Below are 20,420 nucleotides of genomic sequence, written 5' to 3'. Positions count from 1 at the left end.
CCCGGGAGGTATCCCCGACATGGCTGACAGCCAGAACACCCGCGTCCTCGTCATCGGCGGAGGCACCTCCGGAAACGCCCTGACCGTGCTGTTGCGCCGGGCCGGTATCGCCGTCGACCTGATCGAGGCGAGCCCGGACTGGAAAGCCGCCGCCGGCTCCGGCATCACCCTCCAGGGCAACGCCCTGCGCGTGCTGCGCGAGGTCGGTGTGCTGGACGACGTCGAGAAGGACGGGTACGCCGCCGAGGGCGTCGCCGTCCTCGCCCCCGACGGCACCGTGCTCCACGCCCACGACGAACTCCGTACCGGCGGCGACGACCTGCCCGCCCACATCGGGATGCAGCGGCCTCGGCTGCAGCAGCTCCTCATCGGCGTGGTGGGCGCCTCGGGCGCCGACGTCCGTCTCGGCACGACGGCCACCGCGTTCGCCCAGGACGACGAGGGCGTGGACGTCACGTTCTCCGACGGCACGACTGGCCGTTACGCCCTGGTGGTCGGCGCGGACGGGCTCGGCTCCGCCACCCGCCGCATGATCGGCGTCACCGACACACCGGAGCCGACCGGTATGGGCATCTGGCGGGCCCCCGCGCCCCGCCCGGCCGGGGTCCGCCGCACGGAGATGATCTACGGCGGCCGCTGTTTCATCGCCGGGTACTGCCCGACGAGCGAGGACACCGTCTACACCTACCTCGTCGAACCGGCCCGCGACCGGGCCACGCTGGACCCGGCAGGACTGGCCGACGACATGCGGGCGCTCTGCGAGAACTACGGCGGCGCCTGGCCGGAGCTGCGCTCGGCGTTCACCGATCCCTCTGTCGTCAACTACACCTGGTTCGACCGGCTGCTGGTGGAAGGCCCATGGCACCGCGGCCGGGTGGTGCTGGTCGGCGACGCCGCCCACTGCTGCCCGCCCACCTTCGCCCAGGGCGCCGCGATGTCCCTGGAGGACGTCCAGGTCCTCGCCGAGCTGCTGACCGGCCTCGACCGCTGGGACGCCGAGGCCCTCGACCGGCTCCTCACCGACTACCACGCCCGCCGTCTGCCCCGGGTGCGCATGGTCGTCGACGCGTCCGTCCAGCTCGCCCAGTGGCTGCTGGAGGGGCGGCGCGACGCCGATGTGCCCGGGCTGATGCGCCGTACCCTGACCGCCCTCAAGGAACTCCCGTGACCGAGCCCCAGTCGACCCCCACGATCGACGTCCACGCCCATCTCCTGCTCCCCGAGATAGAGGAGGCCGTCGCCGGACAGGCCGGGCTCGCCGAGGCCCGTGACCTCGACGCGCGCCGCAACGGCCCGGCGGCCCTCGCCGTCAACGGCCCGATGGTCGGCCGGCGGGTGCCCCGGCTGACGGACGTCGCGGTGCGCCTGGCCGCGATGGACGCGCAGGGCGTGGACGTACAGCTGGTGAGCCCTTCGCCGTCCCACTACCACTACTGGGCGGACCCCCAACTGGCCGAGCGGGTGTGCCAGTTGGCCAACGAGGGCACGGCGGCGCACTGCGCCAAGGCCCCCGACCGGCTGTACGGTCTCGGTCTGGTCCCGCTGCAGCACCCCGACCTCGCGCCGGCCCTGCTCGACCACGCGCTGGCGCAGGGGCTGCGGGGCGTGGAGATCTCCTCGCACGCCCCGGGGCCGGGCGGGACGCGGGAGGTGGAGCTGTCCGACCCCCGGCTCGCGCCGTTCTGGGCCCGCGCGGAGGACACCGGTGCCCTGGTCTTCCTCCACCCGTTCGGCTGCACGCTCGACGAGCGCCTGGACCGGTGGTACCTGTCCAACACCGTCGGCCAGCCCGCCGAGAACGCGGTCGCGCTCTCGCATCTGATCTTCTCCGGCGTCCTGGACCGCCATCCGGGCCTGAGGCTGATCGCGGCGCACGGCGGCGGCTATCTGCCCACCCACATCGGGCGTTCCGACCACGCCTGGCGGGTCCGCCCCGACGCGCGGGGCTGCGCCCGGGAACCGAGCAGCTACCTGGAGCGGGTGTACTTCGACTCGCTCGTCCACGACCCGCATGTACTGCGGGAGTTGCTGCTCGCCGCCGGTCCGCGGCGGGTCCTGCTCGGTTCCGACTTCCCCTTCGACATGGGCACCGAGGACCCGGTCGGCGCACTGCGTGCCGCGGGTCTGCCCGACGACGACTTCCACGCGGTGCGGGGCGGCAACGCCGCCGCCCTGCTCAACCTCTCCTGAGAAGGAACCCCCCATGAGCAACCGCCTGCTCACGCATCTGCGGCACGTCGACCTGGCCGTGCCCGACTACGACAAGCAGCTCGACTTCTACGCCGGCGTCTGGGGTCTGACCAAGGTCGCGGAGGACTCCGGCATCTCCTTCCTCGCCGCCGAGGGCAGCCCCGAGCAGTACGTCGTCCGTCTGCGCAAGTCCGACGAGAAGCGCCTCGACCTCGTCTCCTACGGCGCGGCGAGCGCGGCGGACGTGGACACGCTCGCCGAGCAACTCCTCGCGGGCGGAGTGCAGTTGATCACCCAGCCGGGCAAGGTCGACACCCCCGGCGGCGGTTACGGCTTCCGTTTCTTCGACGTCGACGGCCGCACGATCGAGGTCTCGGCGGACGTCGAGGTACGGCAGCACCGCAGGATCGAGGAGAAGGAGTCGATCCCGGTCAAGCTCTCCCACGTCGTCCTCAACTCCCCCGACCTCGACAAGACCCGCCAGTGGTACGAGACCCACCTGGGCTTCCGGCTCTCCGACACGCTCAGCTCACCGCACATGGGCGAGGTCATGCACTTCATGCGGATCAGCAACCAGCACCACTCCATGGCCCTCGCCAAGGGCCCGCACACCTCGCTGCACCACATCTCCTTCGAGATGCGCGGCCTCGACGAGTACATGCGCGGCTCGGGCCGGGTGATGCGGGCCGGCTTCCAGAAGATCTGGGGCCCGGGCCGGCACATGGCGGGCGACAACACCTTCACCTACTTCCTCGACCCGCACGGCAACACCGTCGAGTACACGACGGAGCTGGAGCTGCTGGACGAGGACACCTGGCATCCGCACGTCTACGACTTCTCGCAGCCCGAGGTCACCGACCAGTGGGGCACGGCGAACCCGATGAACGAACTCGTCGCCAAGGAGTCGTTCAACGACGTCGACCCCGGCGTCTTCGTCGCCCCGCCGGTCTGACCCGTACGTGAAGGGCGGGCCGGGACCGTGGTCCCGGCCCGCCCTTCACGGGTGCCTCAGCGCGCTTACGACAGCGGCATGACCTTGAGGTAGGTGAACACCGCGACCGCCGCGACCGCGACGTGCATCAGGAGGAGCGCCACCACGCCGGTGACGCCGCCCGCGCCGAAGAGGAGGAAGTCGGGGACGAAGGACACGACGACGAGGGTCGGGGCGAGCCAACGGACCAGGGCGGCGGGGTCCTTGGACACCTTGCGGACGACGGCCCAGCCGATGGCGCCGGCCACGGTCCCGACGGCGGTCAGGAAGATGTACGAACCCGGCTCGAGCGGCTGGAAGTCGTCCGGCGCGCCCAGGGCCAGGGCGGCGAGAGCGAGCACCGCGTCCGCGAGGGACGCCACCACGACGGCGGCGATCACCCCTCCCGCCACGACGAGCGGACCGCGTCGGACGGCGACGGCTTCAGAGGCAACAGACATGGGGGACTCCACGGGGACGGATCGCGTAGATCTCGATACGCTTGAAAGCTCAAGCACGCCTCAACCCTCCCCGAATGTGTTTGAAATTTCAAGCCCACGACCACGAGAGCGCCCCCGTGGAACGGGGCGTGCGCCGTCCTCGTCCACGGGGGCGTGAAGGGTGGGTGCCGGCGTCAGGCCGCCGTGTAGCCGAGCTGGCGCCGCATGAAGGGGGTCATGAGGGTCTTCGCCTTGGCCATGGTGGTGGTCCGGGTGCCGAGGACCGCGGTGTCGCCACCCGGCACGGGTACGACGGTCACCCCGTCGGACGGGCCGAACGGCACGATGAGCGGAGTGCGGTGGACCGCCCGGTAGGAGCGCGACTTCGTGCTGTGCCTCCCAGAACTGCGCAGATAGGCCCCGATGTTGTGGGCGGCCGTCTCCGCCTGGGAGAGCGCGGCGGGGGTGACCTTGAGCTCGCCGACGTCGTTCACGTCGCCGACCGCGAACACGTCCGGCCACCCCACGACCCGGAGCATCTTGTCGACCTTGACGTGCCCCGTGCCGTTGAGCCAGTCACCGTGCCCGGCCAGGCGCAGCCAGAGCGTGTTGGGGGTGGTGCCGGTGGCCCAGAAGGACAGGTCGGCGGCCAGGACGGTGCCGCGGGCGTCGCGGTAGGTGCCGAAGTCGTTGCCGGGGGACATGAAGGACTCCAGCCGCACCTCCACCCCGTGGGACTCCAGCCAGGCGCGGGCCTTGCGACCGGCCCGGGCACTGCCCGTGGAGGTCAGCAGTTCCGGTCCGGAGTGGGCGAGGGTGACACGGGCGCCCGGGCGGGCCAACCGGATCTCGGCGCTCAGCTCGACCCCGGAGGGGCCGCCGCCGACCACCAGGACGTGCTCGGCAGCGGCGACCTTCCGCTGGTACTGGCCGAACACCCTCGCCGCCTCCTCGGCCGTCCCGCCGCTGAAGCGGGCCGGCTCGGGGTAGTCGGCCCCGGTGGCGATCACCAGGACGTCGTACGGCAGCCGTTCGCCCGCCGCGAGGACGACCTCCCGGCCGACGGGGTCGATCCGGACCGCCTTGCCCACGACCACCCGGCCGTTACGCAGCAGCCGGTCGTAGGGGATGAACGGGGTCACCGTCCACTCCGGGCGCACACCGGCACGCAGGGAGGCTATACGGTGGAAGAAGACCTCCTTGCGGTCCACGAGTGTCACGTTCGCCGTCGCGTCCAGGCGCTTCGCGAGGCGGACGCCCGCGTAACCGCCGCCTATCACCACTACGTTGCCGTCTCGCACAACGAGTCTCCTGTGCTGGGTGGGGGGAATGAGCGCGAGCGTAGTCCCTTGAAACCTAAAGTACTTGCGGACTTCGTGAAGGTTCGGTGAAGACGTGCACCGGCGCCGGCCCGCTGGACCCCCGCACCACCAACTTGGGATCCAACACCACTTCCCGCGGCTGGAGTTCGGGGTTCTCCAACCGCTCCATGGCGAACCGCACGGCGTGTTCCGCCATCAGCACCGCGTCCTGGCGGACGGTGGTCAGGCCGATCGGCATCAGATGGGAGAGGTGGCTGTCGTCGTAGCCGACGACGGACAGATCGCGGGGCACCTCCACGCCGGCCCGGGTCAGGGACATCAACAGGCCCATGGCGCAGCGGTCGTTGCCGGCGAGGACCGCCGTCGGCAGCGGCCCGCCCTGGTCGCGTTCGGTGAGCAGCAGCAGCCCGGTCTCGATGCCCGACTGCTCGGTGTGCTCCCCGGGGATGACCCGGGCCTCGGACCCCAGCCCGTGCCGGCGCATCGCGGAGCGGTAGGCGCGCCGCCGCTCGACGGAACCGGGACCCCGGCCGCCGTCGATGTGCACGATCCGGCGGTGCCCCAGTTCGACGAGGTGGTCCATGGCCTGCCGTACGCCCTCCCCCTCGGCGGAGTGCACGAGGTCCGCGCGCACCCGTGGCGCCCGGCGGCCCACCGAGACGGTGGCCACCCGCCGCCCCAGCTCGTCGAGGTCGACGGCCTCCACCTCGGAGCCGAGCACGATCAGCGCCTCGCAGCGGTGCCCGAGCAGCGCCTCCACGGCCTTGGTCTCGCTGCGGCCCTCGGCGGCGGCGGAGAGCAGCACGTCGTAGCCGAGCCGCTCCGCCTCCGGGTAGATCCCCTGGATGAGGTCCTTGTGGAAGGTCTGCTGCACGGCGAACATCACACCGAGGGTGCGGCTGCGACCGCGCGCCAGCAGCCGGGCCGCACTGTCGGGCCGGTAGCCGATCTCGTCGGCGACCTTCAGCACCCGCTCCCGGGTCTCGTCACTCGCGCCCGGCTGGTTGCGGAACACGATCGAGACCAGCGCCCGCGAGACACCCGCCTTCGCGGCCACGTCCGCCATCGTGGGCCGCTGTCTGCCCGGAGCGTCCACCCCTGATCCACCCTCCGACGGGGCCCACCTCAGCGGGCGCTCCTGAAATCCCCCGGCAACAAGCTATTGACATGACATTTGGACAGGGGTCATCGTACTCGCACTAGAGCGCGCTAGTAGAGCGCGACAGAACCTCCTTCCACCACAGGAACACCACTCGTCCGTGACGGCTCCCCGGAGTCTCCGGAGCGAAAGGAAATCAAGCGTGATGCCGTTCGAAGTGCTGACCATGGGCCGTGTGGGGGTGGATGTGTATCCGCTCCAGACGGGGGTGGGGCTGGCGGAGGTCACCTCGTTCGGCAAGTACCTGGGCGGCAGCCCGACCAACGTCGCGGTGGCGGCGGCGCGGTACGGGCGTTCGGCGGCTGTGATCACGAAGACGGGCCGGGACCCGTTCGGGGATTACGTCCGTACGGCGCTGGAGGGCCATGGCGTCGATGCCCGTTACGTCGGTACGTCGGAGATCGCGCCGACGCCGGTGACGTTCTGCGAGATCTTCCCTCCGGACGACTTCCCGCTGTACTTCTACCGCCTTCCCAAGGCTCCTGACCTGGACATCCGGCCGGACGAGCTGGATGTGGCGGCGGTGCGTGAGGCCTCGGTGTTCTGGATGACGGGGACCGGGCTGAGCGAGGAGCCGAGCCGGTCGGCGACGCTTGCGGCGTTGGAGGCACGGGCCAAGGCCGGTTTGACGGTGTTCGACCTGGACTGGCGGCCGGTGTTCTGGACGGACCCCGCCGAAGCACGCGCGTACTACCGGGATGCGCTGCGGCACACCACGGTCGCGGTCGGCAATCTCGACGAGTGTGAGGTCGCCACCGGTGAGCGTGAGCCGTATGCGGCGGCGAAGGCGCTGCTGGCGGCCGGTGTGGAGCTGGCGGTGGTGAAGCAGGGCCCCAGGGGCGTGCTGGCCATGGGCTGGGACGGGGTCGCGGTGGAGGTGGCGCCGGTGCCGGTGGACGTGGTCAACGGCCTGGGCGCGGGTGACGCGTTCGGCGGTGCGCTGTGCCACGGGCTGCTGTCCGGCTGGGACACCCGGCGCACGGTGTCCTTCGCCAATGCCGCCGGCGCGATCGTCGCCGGCCGGCTGGCCTGCTCGGAGGCGATGCCGACCGAGGCCGAAGTCAACGCCAGGCTCGATGAGGTGACCCGTGCTGTCTGAGAAGCTGAGCCGGATCGTGGACGCCCGGGTGAACGATCCCGGCGCGGTCGCGGCCGCTGCCGCCCGCCGTGTGAAGGCGACTTCGCTGCTGGGGGAGCACGGCAAGGCGATGATCATCGCCGCCGACCACCCCGCCCGCGGCGCGAATGGTGTGGGCGGGGATCCGAACGCCATGGTCGACCGCGCCGAACTCCTCGACCGCATGTGCGTCGCGCTGGAGCGGCCGGGTGTGACGGGTGTCCTCGCCACCGCGGACATCCTGGAGGACCTGCTCCTGCTGGGTGTGCTAAACGGCAAGAGCGTGTTCGGTTCGATGAACCGGGCGGGGCTCGCGGGGTCGGTGTTCGAGATCGACGACCGTTTCACCGGCTACGACGCCGCCACGATCGCCGCGATGGGCTTCGACGGCGGCAAGATGCTCACCCGCATCGCCCTGGGCGACCCGGCCACCCCCTCCGTGCTGGAGAACACCGCCCACGCGATCAACAAACTCAACGACCGCCAACTCGTCGCCATGGTCGAGCCGTTCATCTCCGTGTGGCAGGACGGCAAGATCCGCAACGACCTCTCCACGGACGCGGTCGTCAGGTCGGTCACCATCGCCTCCGGGCTCGGCCGCCGCACGGCCTACACGTGGCTGAAGCTGCCGGTCGTGGAGAACATGGAGCGCGTCCTGGCCTCCTCGACGCTGCCCGCGCTGCTGCTGGGCGGTGAGGTGAAGGACGCGGAGGCCGCCTTCGCGTCCTGGGGCAAGGCGCTGCGGCTGCCGACCGCGCAGGGGCTGGTCGTGGGCCGCTCCCTGCTCTACCCGGCGGGCGGCGATGTCGCGGGCGCGGTGGACAAGGCGGTGAGCCTGCTGTGAGCAGCACCTGCCATCTGCCGGCCGGTTCGTCGGCCGGCGGCCCCTACGAGGTCCTGGTCACGCCGGAGTCGGCGGGCTGGGGATACTCCGGCCTCAGGATCCTGACCCTGGAGGCGGGTGAGGCGCACGCCCTCACCACGGGCGACTCCGAGTTCCTGGTCCTTCCCCTGCGCGGTGGGTGCACTGTCACCGTGGGCGGGCAGAGCTTCGAACTCGACGGTCGGACGGACGTGTTCGCCTCGGTCACCGACTTCGCCTACCTCCCCCGCGAGTCGGAGGCCCTCATCAGCAGCGCGGACGGAGGCATGTTCGCGCTGCCCTGCGCCCGTACCGGGCGGGGCTCACTCCCCGCCCGGTACGGGCCCAAGGAAGACGTCCCCGTCGAGCTGCGCGGCGCGGGGGCGTGCTCGCGGCAGGTCAACAACTACTGCCTGCCGGGGACGTTCGAGGCCGAGCAGCTGCTGGTTTGCGAGGTCCTCACCCCGGGCGGCAACTGGTCCTCGTACCCGCCGCACAAGCACGACGAGGCCCGGCCCGGCGTGGAGTCGGAGCTGGAGGAGATCTACTACTTCCAGGTCGCGGGCGGGGAGAACGCCTTCGGCTACCAGCGGGTCTACGGCACCCCCGAGCGCCCCATCGACGTCCTCGCCGAGGTCCGCTCCGCAGACACCGTCCTCATTCCGCACGGCTGGCACGGGCCGTCCATCGCCGCTCCGGGCTACGACCTGTACTACCTCAACGTCATGGCGGGTCCGGGACAGGACCGTGCCTGGCTGATCTGCGACGACCCCGCCCACGGCTGGGTCCGCTCCACCTGGGACACCCAGGACGTGGACGACCGGCTGCCCTTCGGAGAAGACCGATGAACACCGTACGACTGACCACCGCCCAGGCCCTGGTGCGCTTCCTGGCCAACCAGTACAGCGAGCGTGACGGACAGGAGCAGCGCCTCATCCCCGGTGTGTGGGGCATCTTCGGGCACGGCAACGTCGCCGGTATCGGGCAGGCACTGCTGCAGGCCGCGACGACCGGCGAGGCGGATCTGCCGTACTACCTGGCGCGTAACGAGCAGGGCATGGTCCACGCGTCGGTGGCGTACGCCAAGATGCGCGACCGCCTGGCCACCTTCGCCTGTACGGCCTCCACCGGCCCGGGCTCCACGAACATGATCACGGGTGCGGCACTCGCCACGACCAACCGGCTTCCGGTCCTGCTGCTGCCCTCGGACATGTTCGCCACCCGGGCCGCCGACCCTGTCCTGCAGCAGCTGGAGGACACCCGCGGCGGGGACGTCACGGTCAACGACACCTTCCGTGCCGTGTCGAAGTACTTCGACCGCATCTCCCGCCCCGAACAGCTCATCCCGGCCGCACTCGCCGCGATGCGGGTGCTGACCGACCCCGTCGAGACCGGCGCCGTCACCCTCGCAATGCCGCAGGACGTGCAGGCCGAGGCCTACGACTGGCCGGTCTCCTTCTTCCGGCGCCGGGTGTGGCACGTGGGCCGCCCGGTGCCGGAGCCCGCCGCCGTCGAACGGGCCGCAGCCCTCATCAGAAACGCGAAGAAGCCGCTGATCGTCGCCGGTGGCGGGACCGTGTACTCCGGTGCGGAGACCGTGCTGCGGGCGTTCACCGAGGGCACCGGGATCCCGGTCGCCGACACCCACGCCGGCAAAGGCGCGGTGCCCTGGGACCACCCCTACGCCGTCGGAGGTATCGGCTCGACCGGCTCATACGCGGCCAACGAGCTGGCTCGTGAGGCGGATGTGGTCCTGGGCATCGGCACCCGCTACAGCGACTTCACCACCGCCAGCCACACCGTCTTCGCCAACCCGGACGTCACGTTCGTCAACCTCAACGTGGCCCGCCTCGACGCCGTCAAGCACTCCGCCGAACCCCTCGTCGCGGACGCCCGCCTCGGTATCCAGGCCCTCGCAGCGGCGCTGAAGGACTGGGAGGTCGCACCCGAGTACCGCCGCCATACGCGTGAACTGATCGCCCGTACAAGGGAAATCGAGGAAGCCTGCTTCAGCGTCGGCCATGGCCCGCTACCCGCCCAGACGGAGATCCTCGGCGCCCTCAACGACGTCCTGGACGACCGGGCGGTGGTCATCAACGCGGCGGGCTCCATGCCGGGTGACCTGCAGCAGTTGTGGCGGGCGAGGGATCCGAAGGCCTACCACGTGGAGTACGCGTACTCCTGCATGGGCTACGAGGTCGCCGCCGGCGTCGGCGCCAAGATGGCCGACCCCACCCGCCAGGTCGTCGTCCTGGTCGGCGACGGCTCCTACCTGATGATGGCCCAGGAAATCGTCACCATGGTCTCGGAAGGCCTCAAGGTCATCATCGTCCTGATCCAGAACCACGGCTTCGCCTCCATCGGCGCTCTCTCCGAATCCCTCGGCTCCCAGCGCTTCGGCACCAAATACCGCTACCGCAACGACGATTCGGGCCAGCTCGACGGCGACGTCCTCCCCGTCGACCTCGCCGCCAACGCCTCCTCCCTCGGCGCGGACGTCCTGCACGCCACGTCGGTGGACGAGTTCCGTACGGCGATGGAGAAGGCCAAGGCCGCCACCCACACCACCGTCGTCCACGTCGAGACCGACCTCTACGGCCCCAACCCGCCCGGCCACGGCTGGTGGGACGTCCCCGTCAGCGAAGTCTCCGCCCTCGACACCACCCGGTCCGCGTACGACACCTACGCCGCCCACAAGCAGACCCAGCGCCACTACCTGTAAGGAAACCCCGCTGTGAACACCATCCCGCACTGGATCAACGGCGCCGAGGTCACCACCGAGACCACCGCACCCGTGTTCAACCCCGCCACCGGCGCAGAGCAGGCCCACGTCGCCCTCGGCGGCAGCGCGGAAGTCGACGCCGCCGTCCAGGCCGCCACGACGGCGTTCGAGACCTGGTCGCAGTCCTCCCTCACCCAGCGCACCCAGATCATGTTCACCTTCCGCCAACTCCTGATGGAGCACGAGGAAGAACTCGGCCGGATCATCTCCGCCGAGCACGGCAAGACCGTCGACGACGCCCGCGGCGAGATCACCCGCGGCCGCGAAGTCGTCGAATACGTCTGCGGCCTCGGCGACGTCCTCAAGGGCAGCTTCTCCGACCAGGTCTCCCGCGGCGTCGACGTGCACAACTTCCGCCAGCCCCTCGGCGTCGTCGCCGGCATCACCCCCTTCAACTTCCCCGCCATGGTGCCCCTGTGGATGCACCCCGTCGCCATCGCCACCGGCAACACCTTCATCCTCAAGCCCTCCGAACGCGACCCCTCCGCCGCCAACTTCGTCGCCGACCTCTACCAGAAGGCCGGCCTGCCCGACGGCGTCTTCAACGTCGTCCACGGCGGCAAGCCCGCCGTCGACGCCATCCTCACCCACCCCGGCATCGAAGCCGTCTCCTTCGTCGGCTCCACCCCCATCGCCAAGTACGTCCACGAACAGGCCACCGCCCACCACAAGCGCGTCCAGGCCCTCGGCGGCGCCAAGAACCACGCCGTCGTCCTGCCCGACGCCGATATGGAGTTCGCCGCCAACCACATCACCGCCGGCGCCTACGGCTCCGCAGGCGAACGCTGCATGGCGGTGTCGGTAGCCGTCGCCGTCGGCGACGCCGCCGACCAGCTGATCGAGATCCTCACCCGCAAGGCAGGCGAGGTGAAGGTCGGCCCCGGCGACCAACCCGGCACCGACATGGGACCCCTCGTCACCAAGGCCGCCCAGGAACGCGTCGAGAACGCCGTCGCCACCGCCGCCACCCAGGGCGCCACCATCGTCGTCGACGGCCGCGGACTGAAGATCGAAGGCCACGAGAACGGCTTCTTCACCGGCCCCTCCCTCCTCGACCACGTCACCACCGACATGGACGCCTACAAGGAAGAACTCTTCGGCCCCGTCCTCGCCATCCTCCGCACCGACACCCTCGACCAGGCCATCGACCTCATCAACGCCAACCCCTACGGCAACGGCACCGCCCTCTTCACCGCCTCCGGCGAAGCCGCCCGCCGCTTCCAGCGCAAGATCAAGGTCGGCATGATCGGCATCAACGTCCCCGTCCCGGTCCCGATGTCGTACTACTCCTTCGGCGGCTGGAAGGACTCCCTCATCGGCGACAACCCCATCCACGGCCCCGAAGGCATCCGCTTCTACACCCGCCCCAAGGTCGTCACCACCCGCTGGCCCCAGCCCACCCAGCAGGTCACCGCCGGCTTCAACTTCCCCACCTCCAACTGACCGCTCCCCTCCCCCCGAAGGACACACCATGGCAACGGCGCCATCCTCCCTCCGTACCACTGTGGGCAATCTGTGCCTCGGCTCCGCTCCCGACTCCTGGGGCATCTGGTTCCCGGAGGACGAGCACCAGGTCCCGCACACCCGCTTCCTCGACGAGCTGAAGCAGGCCGGCTACGAGTGGTTCGAGCTCGGCCCGTACGGCTACCTCCCCACCGACCCCCAGCGTCTGAAGGAGGAGCTGGACGCGCGCGGTCTGAAGGTCTCCGGCGGTACCGCCTTCGGCGCGCTGCACCGCCCCGAGGCATGGGACGAGATGCTCGCCCACGTCCGCCAGGTCGCCACGCTGACCGCCGCCGCGGGCGCCCACCACCTGGTGCTCATCCCGCCGATGTACCGCGACGAGAAGACCGGTGAGTTCACCGAGTCGCCCGAGCTGACCGCCGTCCAGTGGGCGGGCTTCGGCCGGGCCGCCGACCGGCTGGGCAAGCTGCTGCTCGACGAGTACGACGTCCGCCTCGTGGTCCACCCGCACGCGGACAGCCACATCCAGACGCAGCCCGAGATCGAGCGGCTGCTCAACGAGTCCGACTCCCGGTACACCAACCTGTGCCTGGACACCGGTCACGTGGCCTACGGCGGCGGTGACAACATCGATCTGATCCGCCGGTTCGGCGAGCGCGTCGGATACGTGCACATCAAGCAGATGGACCCGGCGGTCCTCGCCCAGGTCGCCGCCGAGGACCTGTCGTTCGGCGAGGCCGTCAAGCGGGGCGTGTGCGTCTCGCCGCCGGCCGGGGTGCCGAACCCGGCCGACGTGGTGGCCGAACTGGCCAAGCTGGACGCCGAGTTGTTCGTGATCGTCGAACAGGACCTGTATCCGTGCGCGCCCGAGGTGCCACTGCCCATCGCGGTCAGCACCCGTGAGCACCTCGCCGGCTGCGGCCTGAGCGGGACCCGGCGCCCGAACCTCGACCGGTAGAGGACGGCTCATGAACGTCAGGGACGACGCGATTCAGGCCCCCGCCCTCACCACCGACCCGGCTATGACACGGGCGTCATCAACGGCGCCCTGCCCTACATGACCGACGACCTCGGTCTGACCCCGGTCACCGAGGGCATGGTCACCAGCTCGCTGCTGCTGGGGGCCGCGCTCGGCGCGGTGACCGGCGGGCGAGACGGGGATCTTCTCGCTCATCTTCGTCAAGCTCTACGTCCCCGAGATCAGGGGACGCACCCTCGAAACCCTCGAAGCCGAACTCCGGGCGCGCTTCTCCTGACCCCCTGAAGGGAATGACCATGACCGTACGCGTAGGAGTCATCGGTGCCGGCTGGATCGGCAAGGAACACATCCGGCGGCTCACCGAGACCGTCACCGGTGCCCGGGTCACCGCGGTCACCGACATCGACGCGGCCCGTGCCGAGGGGGCGGCGGCGCCGGTCGGCGCCCGGGTGCTGCCGGACGGCGCGGCCGTGATCGCGGCGGACGACGTCGACGCCGTCCTCGTGACCTCGTGGGGCCCGACCCACGCCGAGCACGTGCTGAACGCGATCGCCGCCGGGAAGCCGGTGTTCTGCGAGAAGCCCCTCGCCACCACCGCCGAGGACTGTCTGAAGATCATCGAGGCGGAGACGGCGCACGGCCGCCGACTGGTCCAGGTGGGTTTCATGCGTCGCTACGACATCGGCTACCGGCAGCTGAAGCAGGTCATCGACTCCGGCCGGATCGGCGAGCCGCTGATCGTGCACTGCGCCCACCGCAACCCGACCGTCCCGGAGTCGTACACCTCCGCCATGGCCGCGCTGGACACGGCGGTGCACGAGGTGGACGTGCTGCGCTGGCTGCTCGACGACGAGATCGTCTCCGCCCAGGTGGTCACCCCGCGCTCCACGAGCAAGCGGTTCGCGCACCTCAAGGACCCGCAGATCATGCTGTTCGAGACCGCCAAGGGTGTCCGTATCGACCTGGAGGTCTTCGTCAACTGCCAGTACGGCTACGACATCCAGTGCGAGGCGGTCGGCGAGGAGGGCCTGGTCCGGCTGCCCGACCCGGCCTCGGTCGCCGTACGCACCGCCGGTGCGCAGACCACGACGGTGCTCACGGACTGGGTGGGCCGTTTCGCGGACGCCTTCGACACCGAGTTCCGCGAGTGGATCGCGAACCTCGCCGCCGGCGACGAGCCCACCGGGCCCTCGGCCTGGGACGGCTACGCCGCCACCGTCATCACCGCCGCGACCGTCGAGGCCCTGGAGTCGGGCCGCGTCGTCGCCACCGACCTCAAGCCCCGTCCCACCCTCTACGGAGGCACCGCGTGAAAATCGCCCTCGACCCGTACATGTTCCGCGCCCTGCCGATCGACGACATGGTGCGCACGGTGGCCGAACTCGGCTACGAGTACATCGAGTTGTCGCCGCGTGACGACTTCATGCCGTTCTTCCTGCATCCGCGGGCGGACGACGAGCGCATCCAGGAGCTCAAGAACTCCCTGCGCACACACGGCGTGAAGCTGTCGTCGGTGCTGCCCCTGTACAAATGGTCCTCGCCCGACGAGACCGAGCGGCATGCCGCCGTCCGCTACTGGAAGCGGATGATCGAGATCACCGCGGACCTCGGATGTCCGCTGATGAACTCGGAGTTCAACGGCCTCCCCGAAAGGGCCGCCGAGAGCGAGGCCGCGTTCTGGCGCTCGCTGGAGGAACTGCTGCCGTTGTTCGAGCGCGAGGGCATCGCGCTGAACCTGGAGGCGCACCCGGACGACTTCTGCGAGGAGAACACCCCCGCGGTCGATCTCGTCCGGGCGATCAACAAGCCGTGGGTGAACTACCTGTACTGCGCGCCGCATTCCTTCCATCTGTCGGGCGCCGACCCGACGGCGGACATCGCGGCGATGATGCGCTACGCCGGCGACAAGCTCCAGCACGTGCACATCGCGGACTCCTTCAACCACAAGGGCTCCTCCGGTCTGCGGTACATCCTCAACCCGCCCGGCACCGCCGCGCGCATCCATCAGCACCTCGACATCGGTCAGGGCGAGGTGGACTGGGACGCGTTCTTCGGCACCCTGCGCGAGCTGGGCTTCGACGGGGTCGCCACGGCCTGTGTGTTCGCCTGGGAGGAGCGCGCCCGCGAATCCTCCGCATTCATGCTCGACCGCATCACCAAGGAACTCGCCGCCTGATTTCGGCAATGAATTAATTCGAAAATAGCGAAGAAAGAGCCTTGCCGAGCGCTGCCCGCGACCCGGTAGGGCCCTTTCCTCTGCCCAAAAACACCCTCCCCACCAGGCAGAACGACTCACAGAACACGTGACCTCTTCGTTGGAATTCGATATGCGCCACCGTATTGACACCCCCGGCCAAAAAGGCGCTAATTTTCGCCAACGGGGTCGCCGACCGCACTGCGGCGAATTCAGGACCTCAACTCATTCAGCGCCGTTCTGATTCCTCATAGGAGAGGTAGGACCATGTCGCACTCCGCTCACTCCCCCCGGAGAGCCCGCCGGATCGCCGGCTGGCGCGCGCTCGCCGTCGTCCCCGCGCTGGCCCTGCTCGCCGTCGGCTGTTCCGGGGGCTCCGGCGACACCGCGTCCGCCTCGGGCAAGGGAACCTCGCTGAAGTCGGGTCTCGGCAGCAAGGCGAAGGACCGCAAGGTCACCTTCCTGCTCCCGCAGGACCCGGGCGACCCGTTCTGGACCACCATCGCCCAGGGCGCCAAGGACGCCGCGCAGTTGCTCAACCTGGACCTCAACCTGCAGACCAGCTCGGGCGACCAGACCAAGTACAACGACCTGATCGGCAGCGCCGTCGCGGACAAGCCCGCCGCCCTGGCCGTCGTCCTCGACGACCCGAACAAGTACACCGAGAACGTCTGCGCGGCCGACAAGGCCGGCATCCCGGTGATGAGCTACAACATCACCCAGGAGGGCGAGGTCGGCGAGTGCACCCTCGGGTTCGTCGGCCAGGACTTCGAGGAGGTCGGCTACCTGCTCGGCAAGCGCCTCCTCGCCGACAACCCGGACATCGGCAAGGGCGACACCGTCCTGACCCCGGTCGAGTTCCCGGACCAGGTCTACGCCGTCCAGCGGCACGCCGGCGTCAAGCGGGCGCTGGACGAGGTGGGCGCCAAGACGGACATCCTCGGCACCGGCATCGAGGACTCGGCCGCGCTCGACAAGATCACGCAGTACCTGCTCGGCCACAAGGACACCGCCGCGGTCGTCCCGCTGGGCGGCACCCCGCACCGCAACGTCGTCAAGGCCATGGAGGACGCCGGGGTGAAGGCCCCGGTCGTCGGCTTCGACCTGGCGCCGCAGATCGTGAACGGCATCAAGTCCGGCGCCATCGACGCGGCGGCCGACCAGCAGGGCTATGTGCAGGGCTTCCAGACCGTCATGGAGCTCGGTCTGAAGCTGGACTTCGGTCTCAGCCCGGCCAGCATCAACTCCGGTGGCAGCGGCCTGGTCGACAAGGACAACGTCGGCATCGCCGAGGAGCTCGCCGGCAAGGTCCGCTGACCTCCCCGTCAGCACCCGCGGCACCACCTCGTCCGCCGACGAATCGGCCCCGGGGCGGCCAGGCACCATCTCGGCCGGCCGCCCCGCCCACCCCACATCAGGAAGGCAGTACGACCATGAGCGAGCGCAGCGGTCAGGTGACCGCGGGGAGCGTCCCGGCGGCAGGGGGCGCCGTCGCGGACCCGGACGCCACCACCGAGGGCGTTCCCGCCCAGAAGCGGACTCTCGCGGACTCCGCCCCCGTCTCCACCTCCGACCGGCTGGCCGAGCGCCTGCGCCAGATCCGCGGGCGCGGCGCGCTGGAGATCGGCCTGGTCTTCGTCCTGGTGCAGCTCGGCTGCGTCATCTACTACCTCGTCGACCCGGCGGGCTTCCCCTACCTGGAGAAGTCGAACTTCAACGTCCTCAGCCAGAGCATCCCGGTGCTGGCGATCCTGGCCATCGGTGCCGGCATCCTGATCATCGCCGGTGAGTTCGACCTGTCGCTGGGCGCCAACTTCACGTTCTGCGCGCTGGTGTTCACCCGCTGGTACTCCGACGGGGCGAGCGCCTGGACCGCGACCGGCATGGCCCTGCTGACCGGTGTCGCGATCGCCCTGCTCAACGCCCTGCTCGTCACCAAGGCCAAGATCCCCTCCTTCATCGTGACGCTGGGCATGATGCTGTTCTGGGAAGGCGCCGCGCTCTTCTACAACGGCACCACGGCCGCGCTGATGGTCCCGAGCGACAGCGTGAAGCAGGTGTTCACCGCCGACCTCGGCTTCTTCCGCGGTCAGGCGCTGTGGATGCTCGGCGTCGGGGTGGTGTTCTGGCTGCTGGTGCACCGCCACCGGCTCGGCAACCACGTGTTCGCCGTCGGCGGCAACCCCGCCGCCGCCCGCGCCATCTCGATCAACCCCGACCGGGTCAAGATCATCGCGTTCGGCATCCTCGGTGTGTGCGTGGCGCTCGCCGCGGTCCTGACCGCCGTACGTACCGGTTCGGTCCAGCCCGGCACCGGCCGCGGCATGGAGCTGAAGGCGATCGCGGCCGCGGTCGTCGGCGGGGTCGCGCTCTCCGGCGGCCGGGGCAGCGTCCTCGGCATGGTGCTGGGCGCGGCGCTCATCCTCACCGTGCAGGACATCCTGCTGCTCGGTGGTGCCCCCGGCTTCTACCTGGACCTGTTCGTCGGTCTGATCATCGTCGCCGCGGCCTTCTTCAACCGTCTGATCGAGGGGAAGGCGAAGTGAGCGCCGCCGAGCCCACCGCCGGAAACGGAGCAACCATGTCCCCCACCGCCACCGCCGAAGCCACCGAGGCAGCCACGGGCGAGGTGCTGCTGGAACTGTCCGGCATCACCAAGCGGTACGGAGCCAACACCGTCCTGAACGATGTCGGTTTCCGGATCCACCAGGGCGAGGTCGTCGGCCTGCTCGGTGACAACGGCGCCGGCAAGTCGACCCTGGTGAAGACGATGTCCGGGGTCGTCGTCGCCGACGAGGGCGACTACCTGTGGCGCGGCGAGAAGCTGGGCACGCTCAACCGGCAGGAGACCGAGAAGCGCGGCGTCGAGACGATCTTCCAGGACTCCGCCCTGGTGCCGTCCATGACGATCACCCGCAACATCTTCATGGGCCGTGAACTCACCAACGCGCTGGGGCTGCTGAAGCTGAAGCAGATGGACGAGATCGCGGCGCAGATCCTCGACAGCGTGGTGACCATCGAGGGCATCAAGAGCCCGCGTCAGCTCGTCGGTTCGCTCTCCGGCGGACAGCAGCAGGCGGTGGCGATCGCGCGTGCGGTGCACTTCAAGCGGAGCCTGCTGATCCTGGACGAGCCGACCAGCGCGCTGGCGGTGCGGGCGACCGAGGCCCTGCTCAACTACCTGCTGCAGTTGAAGCAGGAGGGCGTGAGCTCGGTGCTGGTCACGCACAACCTGCACCACGCGTTCCAGATCTGCGACCGGCACATCGTGATGAACCACGGCCGCAAGATCCTCGACGTGCGGCGTGAGGACACCAGCGTCGAAGAGCTCACCGCGGCGGTCGTCGAGGGCCCGGAGGGCCTGCGCCGCTTTCGTGAGGGCAAGCCCCTCGCCTGACCGGCGCCGGTGCGCGTACGCCGACGAGGCCGGACCCGCCGTGGAAGAGGCGGATCCGGCCTTCGGTGCAGGTGCAGGTGCAGGTGCGGGTGCAGGTGCAGGTGTTACGGCTTCGACGACGTGACGGCGTCGTGCGCGGCGCCCCGGCCGAGGCGCTGGCGGACCACGGCCACGACCACCACGGCAACGGCCACCAGGGTCGACAGGACGACCTGGTCGCGGCCGCCGCCGTCGGCGGTGTCGGTGAGCATGTAGCCGAGGACGAAGGTGATCAGGGCGATGGTGGCCCAGGTGAGGTAGGGGTAGAGCCACATCCTGACGACCAGCTTCTCGGGCGCCTCCCGCTGGATGATCCTGCGCATCCGCAGCTGGGAGAAGCAGATCACCAGCCAGACGAACAGGGCGATGGCGCCGGAGGAGTTCAGCAGGAACTGGAAGACCGTGTCGGGCCAGAGGTAGTTGAAGGCGACCGCGACGAAGCCGAAGACGACCGAGGCCAGGATGGCCGCGCGCGGCACCCCGCTGTTCGTGGTCTGCCCGAAGGAGGCGGGGGCGTCGCTGCGGCGGCCGAGGGAGAAGGCCATGCGCGAGGCGGTGTACAGACCGGAGTTGAGGCAGGACAGCACCGAGGTCAGCACGATCGCGTTCATGATCTGGGCGGCGTGCGGGATGCCGATGGAGCTCAGGGCGGCGACGTACGAGCCGTCCTCGAGGATCGCCGGGTCGTCCCAGCGCAGCAGCGAGACGACGATCAGGATCGAGCCGAGGTAGAACACGGCGATCCGCCAGATCACGCTGTTGGTGGCCTTGGTGACCGCGCCGCGCGGGTCGGCGGTCTCACCGGCGGCGAGGGTGACGATCTCGCTGCCCATGAAGGAGAAGACGACCATCAGGACGCCGGTGAGGATCGCCCCGGGTCCGTTGGGCAGGAAGCCGCCGTGCGCGGTGAGGTTGGAGAAGCCGCTCGCCGGGTGGTCCGAGCCGGGCAGCAGACCGAAGATCGCGAGACCGCCGATCACGATGAACGCGCCGATCGCGACGACCTTGATCCCGGCGAACCAGAACTCGAACTCGCCGTAGGAGCTGACCGAGACCAGGTTGGTGGCGGTCAGGACGACCATGACGATCAGGGCCCAGCCCCACTGCGGGACCGCGGGGATCCAGCCGGCCAGGATCTTGGCGCCGGCGGTCGCCTCGACGGCGAGGACGACGACCCAGAAGAACCAGTACAGCCAGCCGATGGTGAACCCGGCCCAGCGGCCGAGCGCCCGGTCCGCGTAGGCGGAGAACGAGCCGGAGGTGGGGTTGGCCGCCGCCATCTCGCCGAGCATCCGCATCACGAGGACGACGAGGACGCCGACGAGCGCGTACGAGATCAGGATGCCCGGACCGGCGGCGGCGATGCCGGAGCCGGAGCCGACGAACAGACCGGCGCCGATGACACCGCCGATCGCGATCATCGACAGATGGCGGTTCTTGAGTCCGGCCTTCAGACCGGGCTCTTCGGGAGGTGCTTCGGGGAGGGTTGTGGTCATCTCGACATC

Annotated in this window: 18 protein-coding genes and 1 pseudogene; 15 read left to right on the top strand and 4 right to left on the bottom strand. The window is 69.9% G+C overall.

Annotated features, from left to right (window positions below):
• The first annotated feature begins 19 nt into the window (after positions 1–19).
• Genes ACLZN2_RS20895 through ACLZN2_RS20885 form a run of 3 tightly spaced genes read left to right on the top strand, consistent with a single transcriptional unit; the run spans position 20 to position 3,142 of the window.
• A complete protein-coding gene (locus ACLZN2_RS20895) occupies positions 20–1,168 on the top strand; it encodes an FAD-dependent oxidoreductase (RefSeq protein WP_416980203.1) in 1,149 nt (382 codons plus the stop codon).
• Positions 1,165–2,190 (top strand): amidohydrolase family protein, encoded by a 1,026-nt coding sequence (locus ACLZN2_RS20890; protein WP_416980201.1) that lies wholly within the window; start codon positions 1,165–1,167, stop codon positions 2,188–2,190. The genes ACLZN2_RS20895 and ACLZN2_RS20890 overlap by 4 nt, the downstream gene beginning before the upstream one ends.
• A gap of 13 nt (positions 2,191–2,203) precedes the next feature.
• On the top strand, positions 2,204–3,142 hold the full coding sequence (locus ACLZN2_RS20885; protein WP_416980199.1) for a VOC family protein: 939 nt from the start codon (positions 2,204–2,206) through the stop codon (positions 3,140–3,142).
• Between the two features lie 65 nt (positions 3,143–3,207).
• On the opposite strand, the gene ACLZN2_RS20880 is transcribed toward ACLZN2_RS20885, so the two are convergent.
• The 3 genes from ACLZN2_RS20880 to ACLZN2_RS20870 all read right to left on the bottom strand — a co-directional run bounded on the left by ACLZN2_RS20880 (position 3,208) and on the right by ACLZN2_RS20870 (position 5,988).
• Entirely contained in the window at positions 3,208–3,621 is a 414-nt protein-coding gene (locus ACLZN2_RS20880; protein ID WP_416980197.1) for a DUF6069 family protein, read from the bottom strand.
• A 173-nt stretch (positions 3,622–3,794) separates the two neighbouring features.
• Positions 3,795–4,901 (bottom strand): NAD(P)/FAD-dependent oxidoreductase, encoded by a 1,107-nt coding sequence (locus ACLZN2_RS20875; protein ID WP_416980195.1) that lies wholly within the window; start codon positions 4,899–4,901, stop codon positions 3,795–3,797.
• 55 nt (positions 4,902–4,956) lie between these two features.
• A complete protein-coding gene (locus ACLZN2_RS20870) occupies positions 4,957–5,988 on the bottom strand; it encodes a LacI family DNA-binding transcriptional regulator (RefSeq protein WP_416980233.1) in 1,032 nt (343 codons plus the stop codon).
• A gap of 238 nt (positions 5,989–6,226) precedes the next feature.
• On the opposite strand from ACLZN2_RS20870, the gene iolC reads away from it, so the two are divergent.
• The 12 genes and pseudogenes from iolC to ACLZN2_RS20810 all read left to right on the top strand — a co-directional run bounded on the left by iolC (position 6,227) and on the right by ACLZN2_RS20810 (position 18,876).
• Positions 6,227–7,180, top strand: a complete 954-nt coding sequence (gene iolC, locus ACLZN2_RS20865) for a 5-dehydro-2-deoxygluconokinase (protein ID WP_416980193.1) — start codon at positions 6,227–6,229, stop codon at positions 7,178–7,180.
• Positions 7,170–8,042, top strand: a complete 873-nt coding sequence (locus tag ACLZN2_RS20860; RefSeq protein ID WP_416980191.1) for an aldolase — start codon at positions 7,170–7,172, stop codon at positions 8,040–8,042. The genes iolC and ACLZN2_RS20860 overlap by 11 nt, the downstream gene beginning before the upstream one ends.
• Entirely contained in the window at positions 8,039–8,908 is an 870-nt protein-coding gene (iolB, locus tag ACLZN2_RS20855; protein WP_416980189.1) for a 5-deoxy-glucuronate isomerase, read from the top strand. Before ACLZN2_RS20860 ends, iolB begins: the two co-directional genes overlap by 4 nt.
• Positions 8,905–10,782, top strand: coding sequence for a 3D-(3,5/4)-trihydroxycyclohexane-1,2-dione acylhydrolase (decyclizing) (gene iolD / locus ACLZN2_RS20850; protein ID WP_416980187.1), 1,878 nt, complete (start codon positions 8,905–8,907; stop codon positions 10,780–10,782). The genes iolB and iolD overlap by 4 nt, the downstream gene beginning before the upstream one ends.
• Before the next feature lie 12 nt (positions 10,783–10,794).
• A complete protein-coding gene (locus ACLZN2_RS20845; RefSeq protein ID WP_416980185.1) occupies positions 10,795–12,285 on the top strand; it encodes a CoA-acylating methylmalonate-semialdehyde dehydrogenase in 1,491 nt (496 codons plus the stop codon).
• Between the two features lie 28 nt (positions 12,286–12,313).
• Entirely contained in the window at positions 12,314–13,264 is a 951-nt protein-coding gene (locus ACLZN2_RS20840; protein ID WP_416980183.1) for a TIM barrel protein, read from the top strand.
• A 60-nt stretch (positions 13,265–13,324) separates the two neighbouring features.
• Positions 13,325–13,495 (top strand): annotated as a pseudogene (locus ACLZN2_RS20835) (MFS transporter); the annotation flags it as partial.
• A gap of 86 nt (positions 13,496–13,581) precedes the next feature.
• Positions 13,582–14,598 carry a Gfo/Idh/MocA family oxidoreductase gene (locus ACLZN2_RS20830; protein ID WP_416980181.1) on the top strand — a complete coding sequence of 339 codons (1,017 nt, stop codon included), beginning with the start codon at positions 13,582–13,584 and terminating at the stop codon, positions 14,596–14,598.
• Positions 14,595–15,461, top strand: coding sequence for a sugar phosphate isomerase/epimerase family protein (locus ACLZN2_RS20825; protein ID WP_416980179.1), 867 nt, complete (start codon positions 14,595–14,597; stop codon positions 15,459–15,461). The genes ACLZN2_RS20830 and ACLZN2_RS20825 overlap by 4 nt, the downstream gene beginning before the upstream one ends.
• 285 nt (positions 15,462–15,746) lie before the next feature.
• A complete protein-coding gene (locus tag ACLZN2_RS20820) occupies positions 15,747–16,796 on the top strand; it encodes a substrate-binding domain-containing protein (protein WP_416980177.1) in 1,050 nt (349 codons plus the stop codon).
• Between the two features lie 116 nt (positions 16,797–16,912).
• The gene (locus ACLZN2_RS20815) at positions 16,913–18,025 is read left to right on the top strand and encodes an ABC transporter permease (protein WP_416980175.1); all 1,113 of its coding nucleotides are present in this window, start codon (positions 16,913–16,915) and stop codon (positions 18,023–18,025) included.
• A 35-nt stretch (positions 18,026–18,060) separates the two neighbouring features.
• Entirely contained in the window at positions 18,061–18,876 is an 816-nt protein-coding gene (locus ACLZN2_RS20810; protein WP_416980173.1) for an ATP-binding cassette domain-containing protein, read from the top strand.
• 104 nt (positions 18,877–18,980) lie between these two features.
• Here the strand turns inward: ACLZN2_RS20810 and ACLZN2_RS20805 are convergent, their stop codons facing one another.
• Complete coding sequence (locus ACLZN2_RS20805) at positions 18,981–20,411, bottom strand: amino acid permease (RefSeq protein ID WP_416980171.1); 1,431 nt, start codon at positions 20,409–20,411, stop codon at positions 18,981–18,983.
• Positions 20,412–20,420 lie beyond the last annotated feature (9 nt).

The sequence above is a fragment of the Streptomyces sp. T028 genome, from assembly GCF_048159505.1.
In the GTDB taxonomy this organism is placed as follows: domain Bacteria; phylum Actinomycetota; class Actinomycetes; order Streptomycetales; family Streptomycetaceae; genus Streptomyces.
Note: the sequence above shows the minus strand (reverse complement) of the source record. Positions and strands in the feature narration are given on the sequence as shown.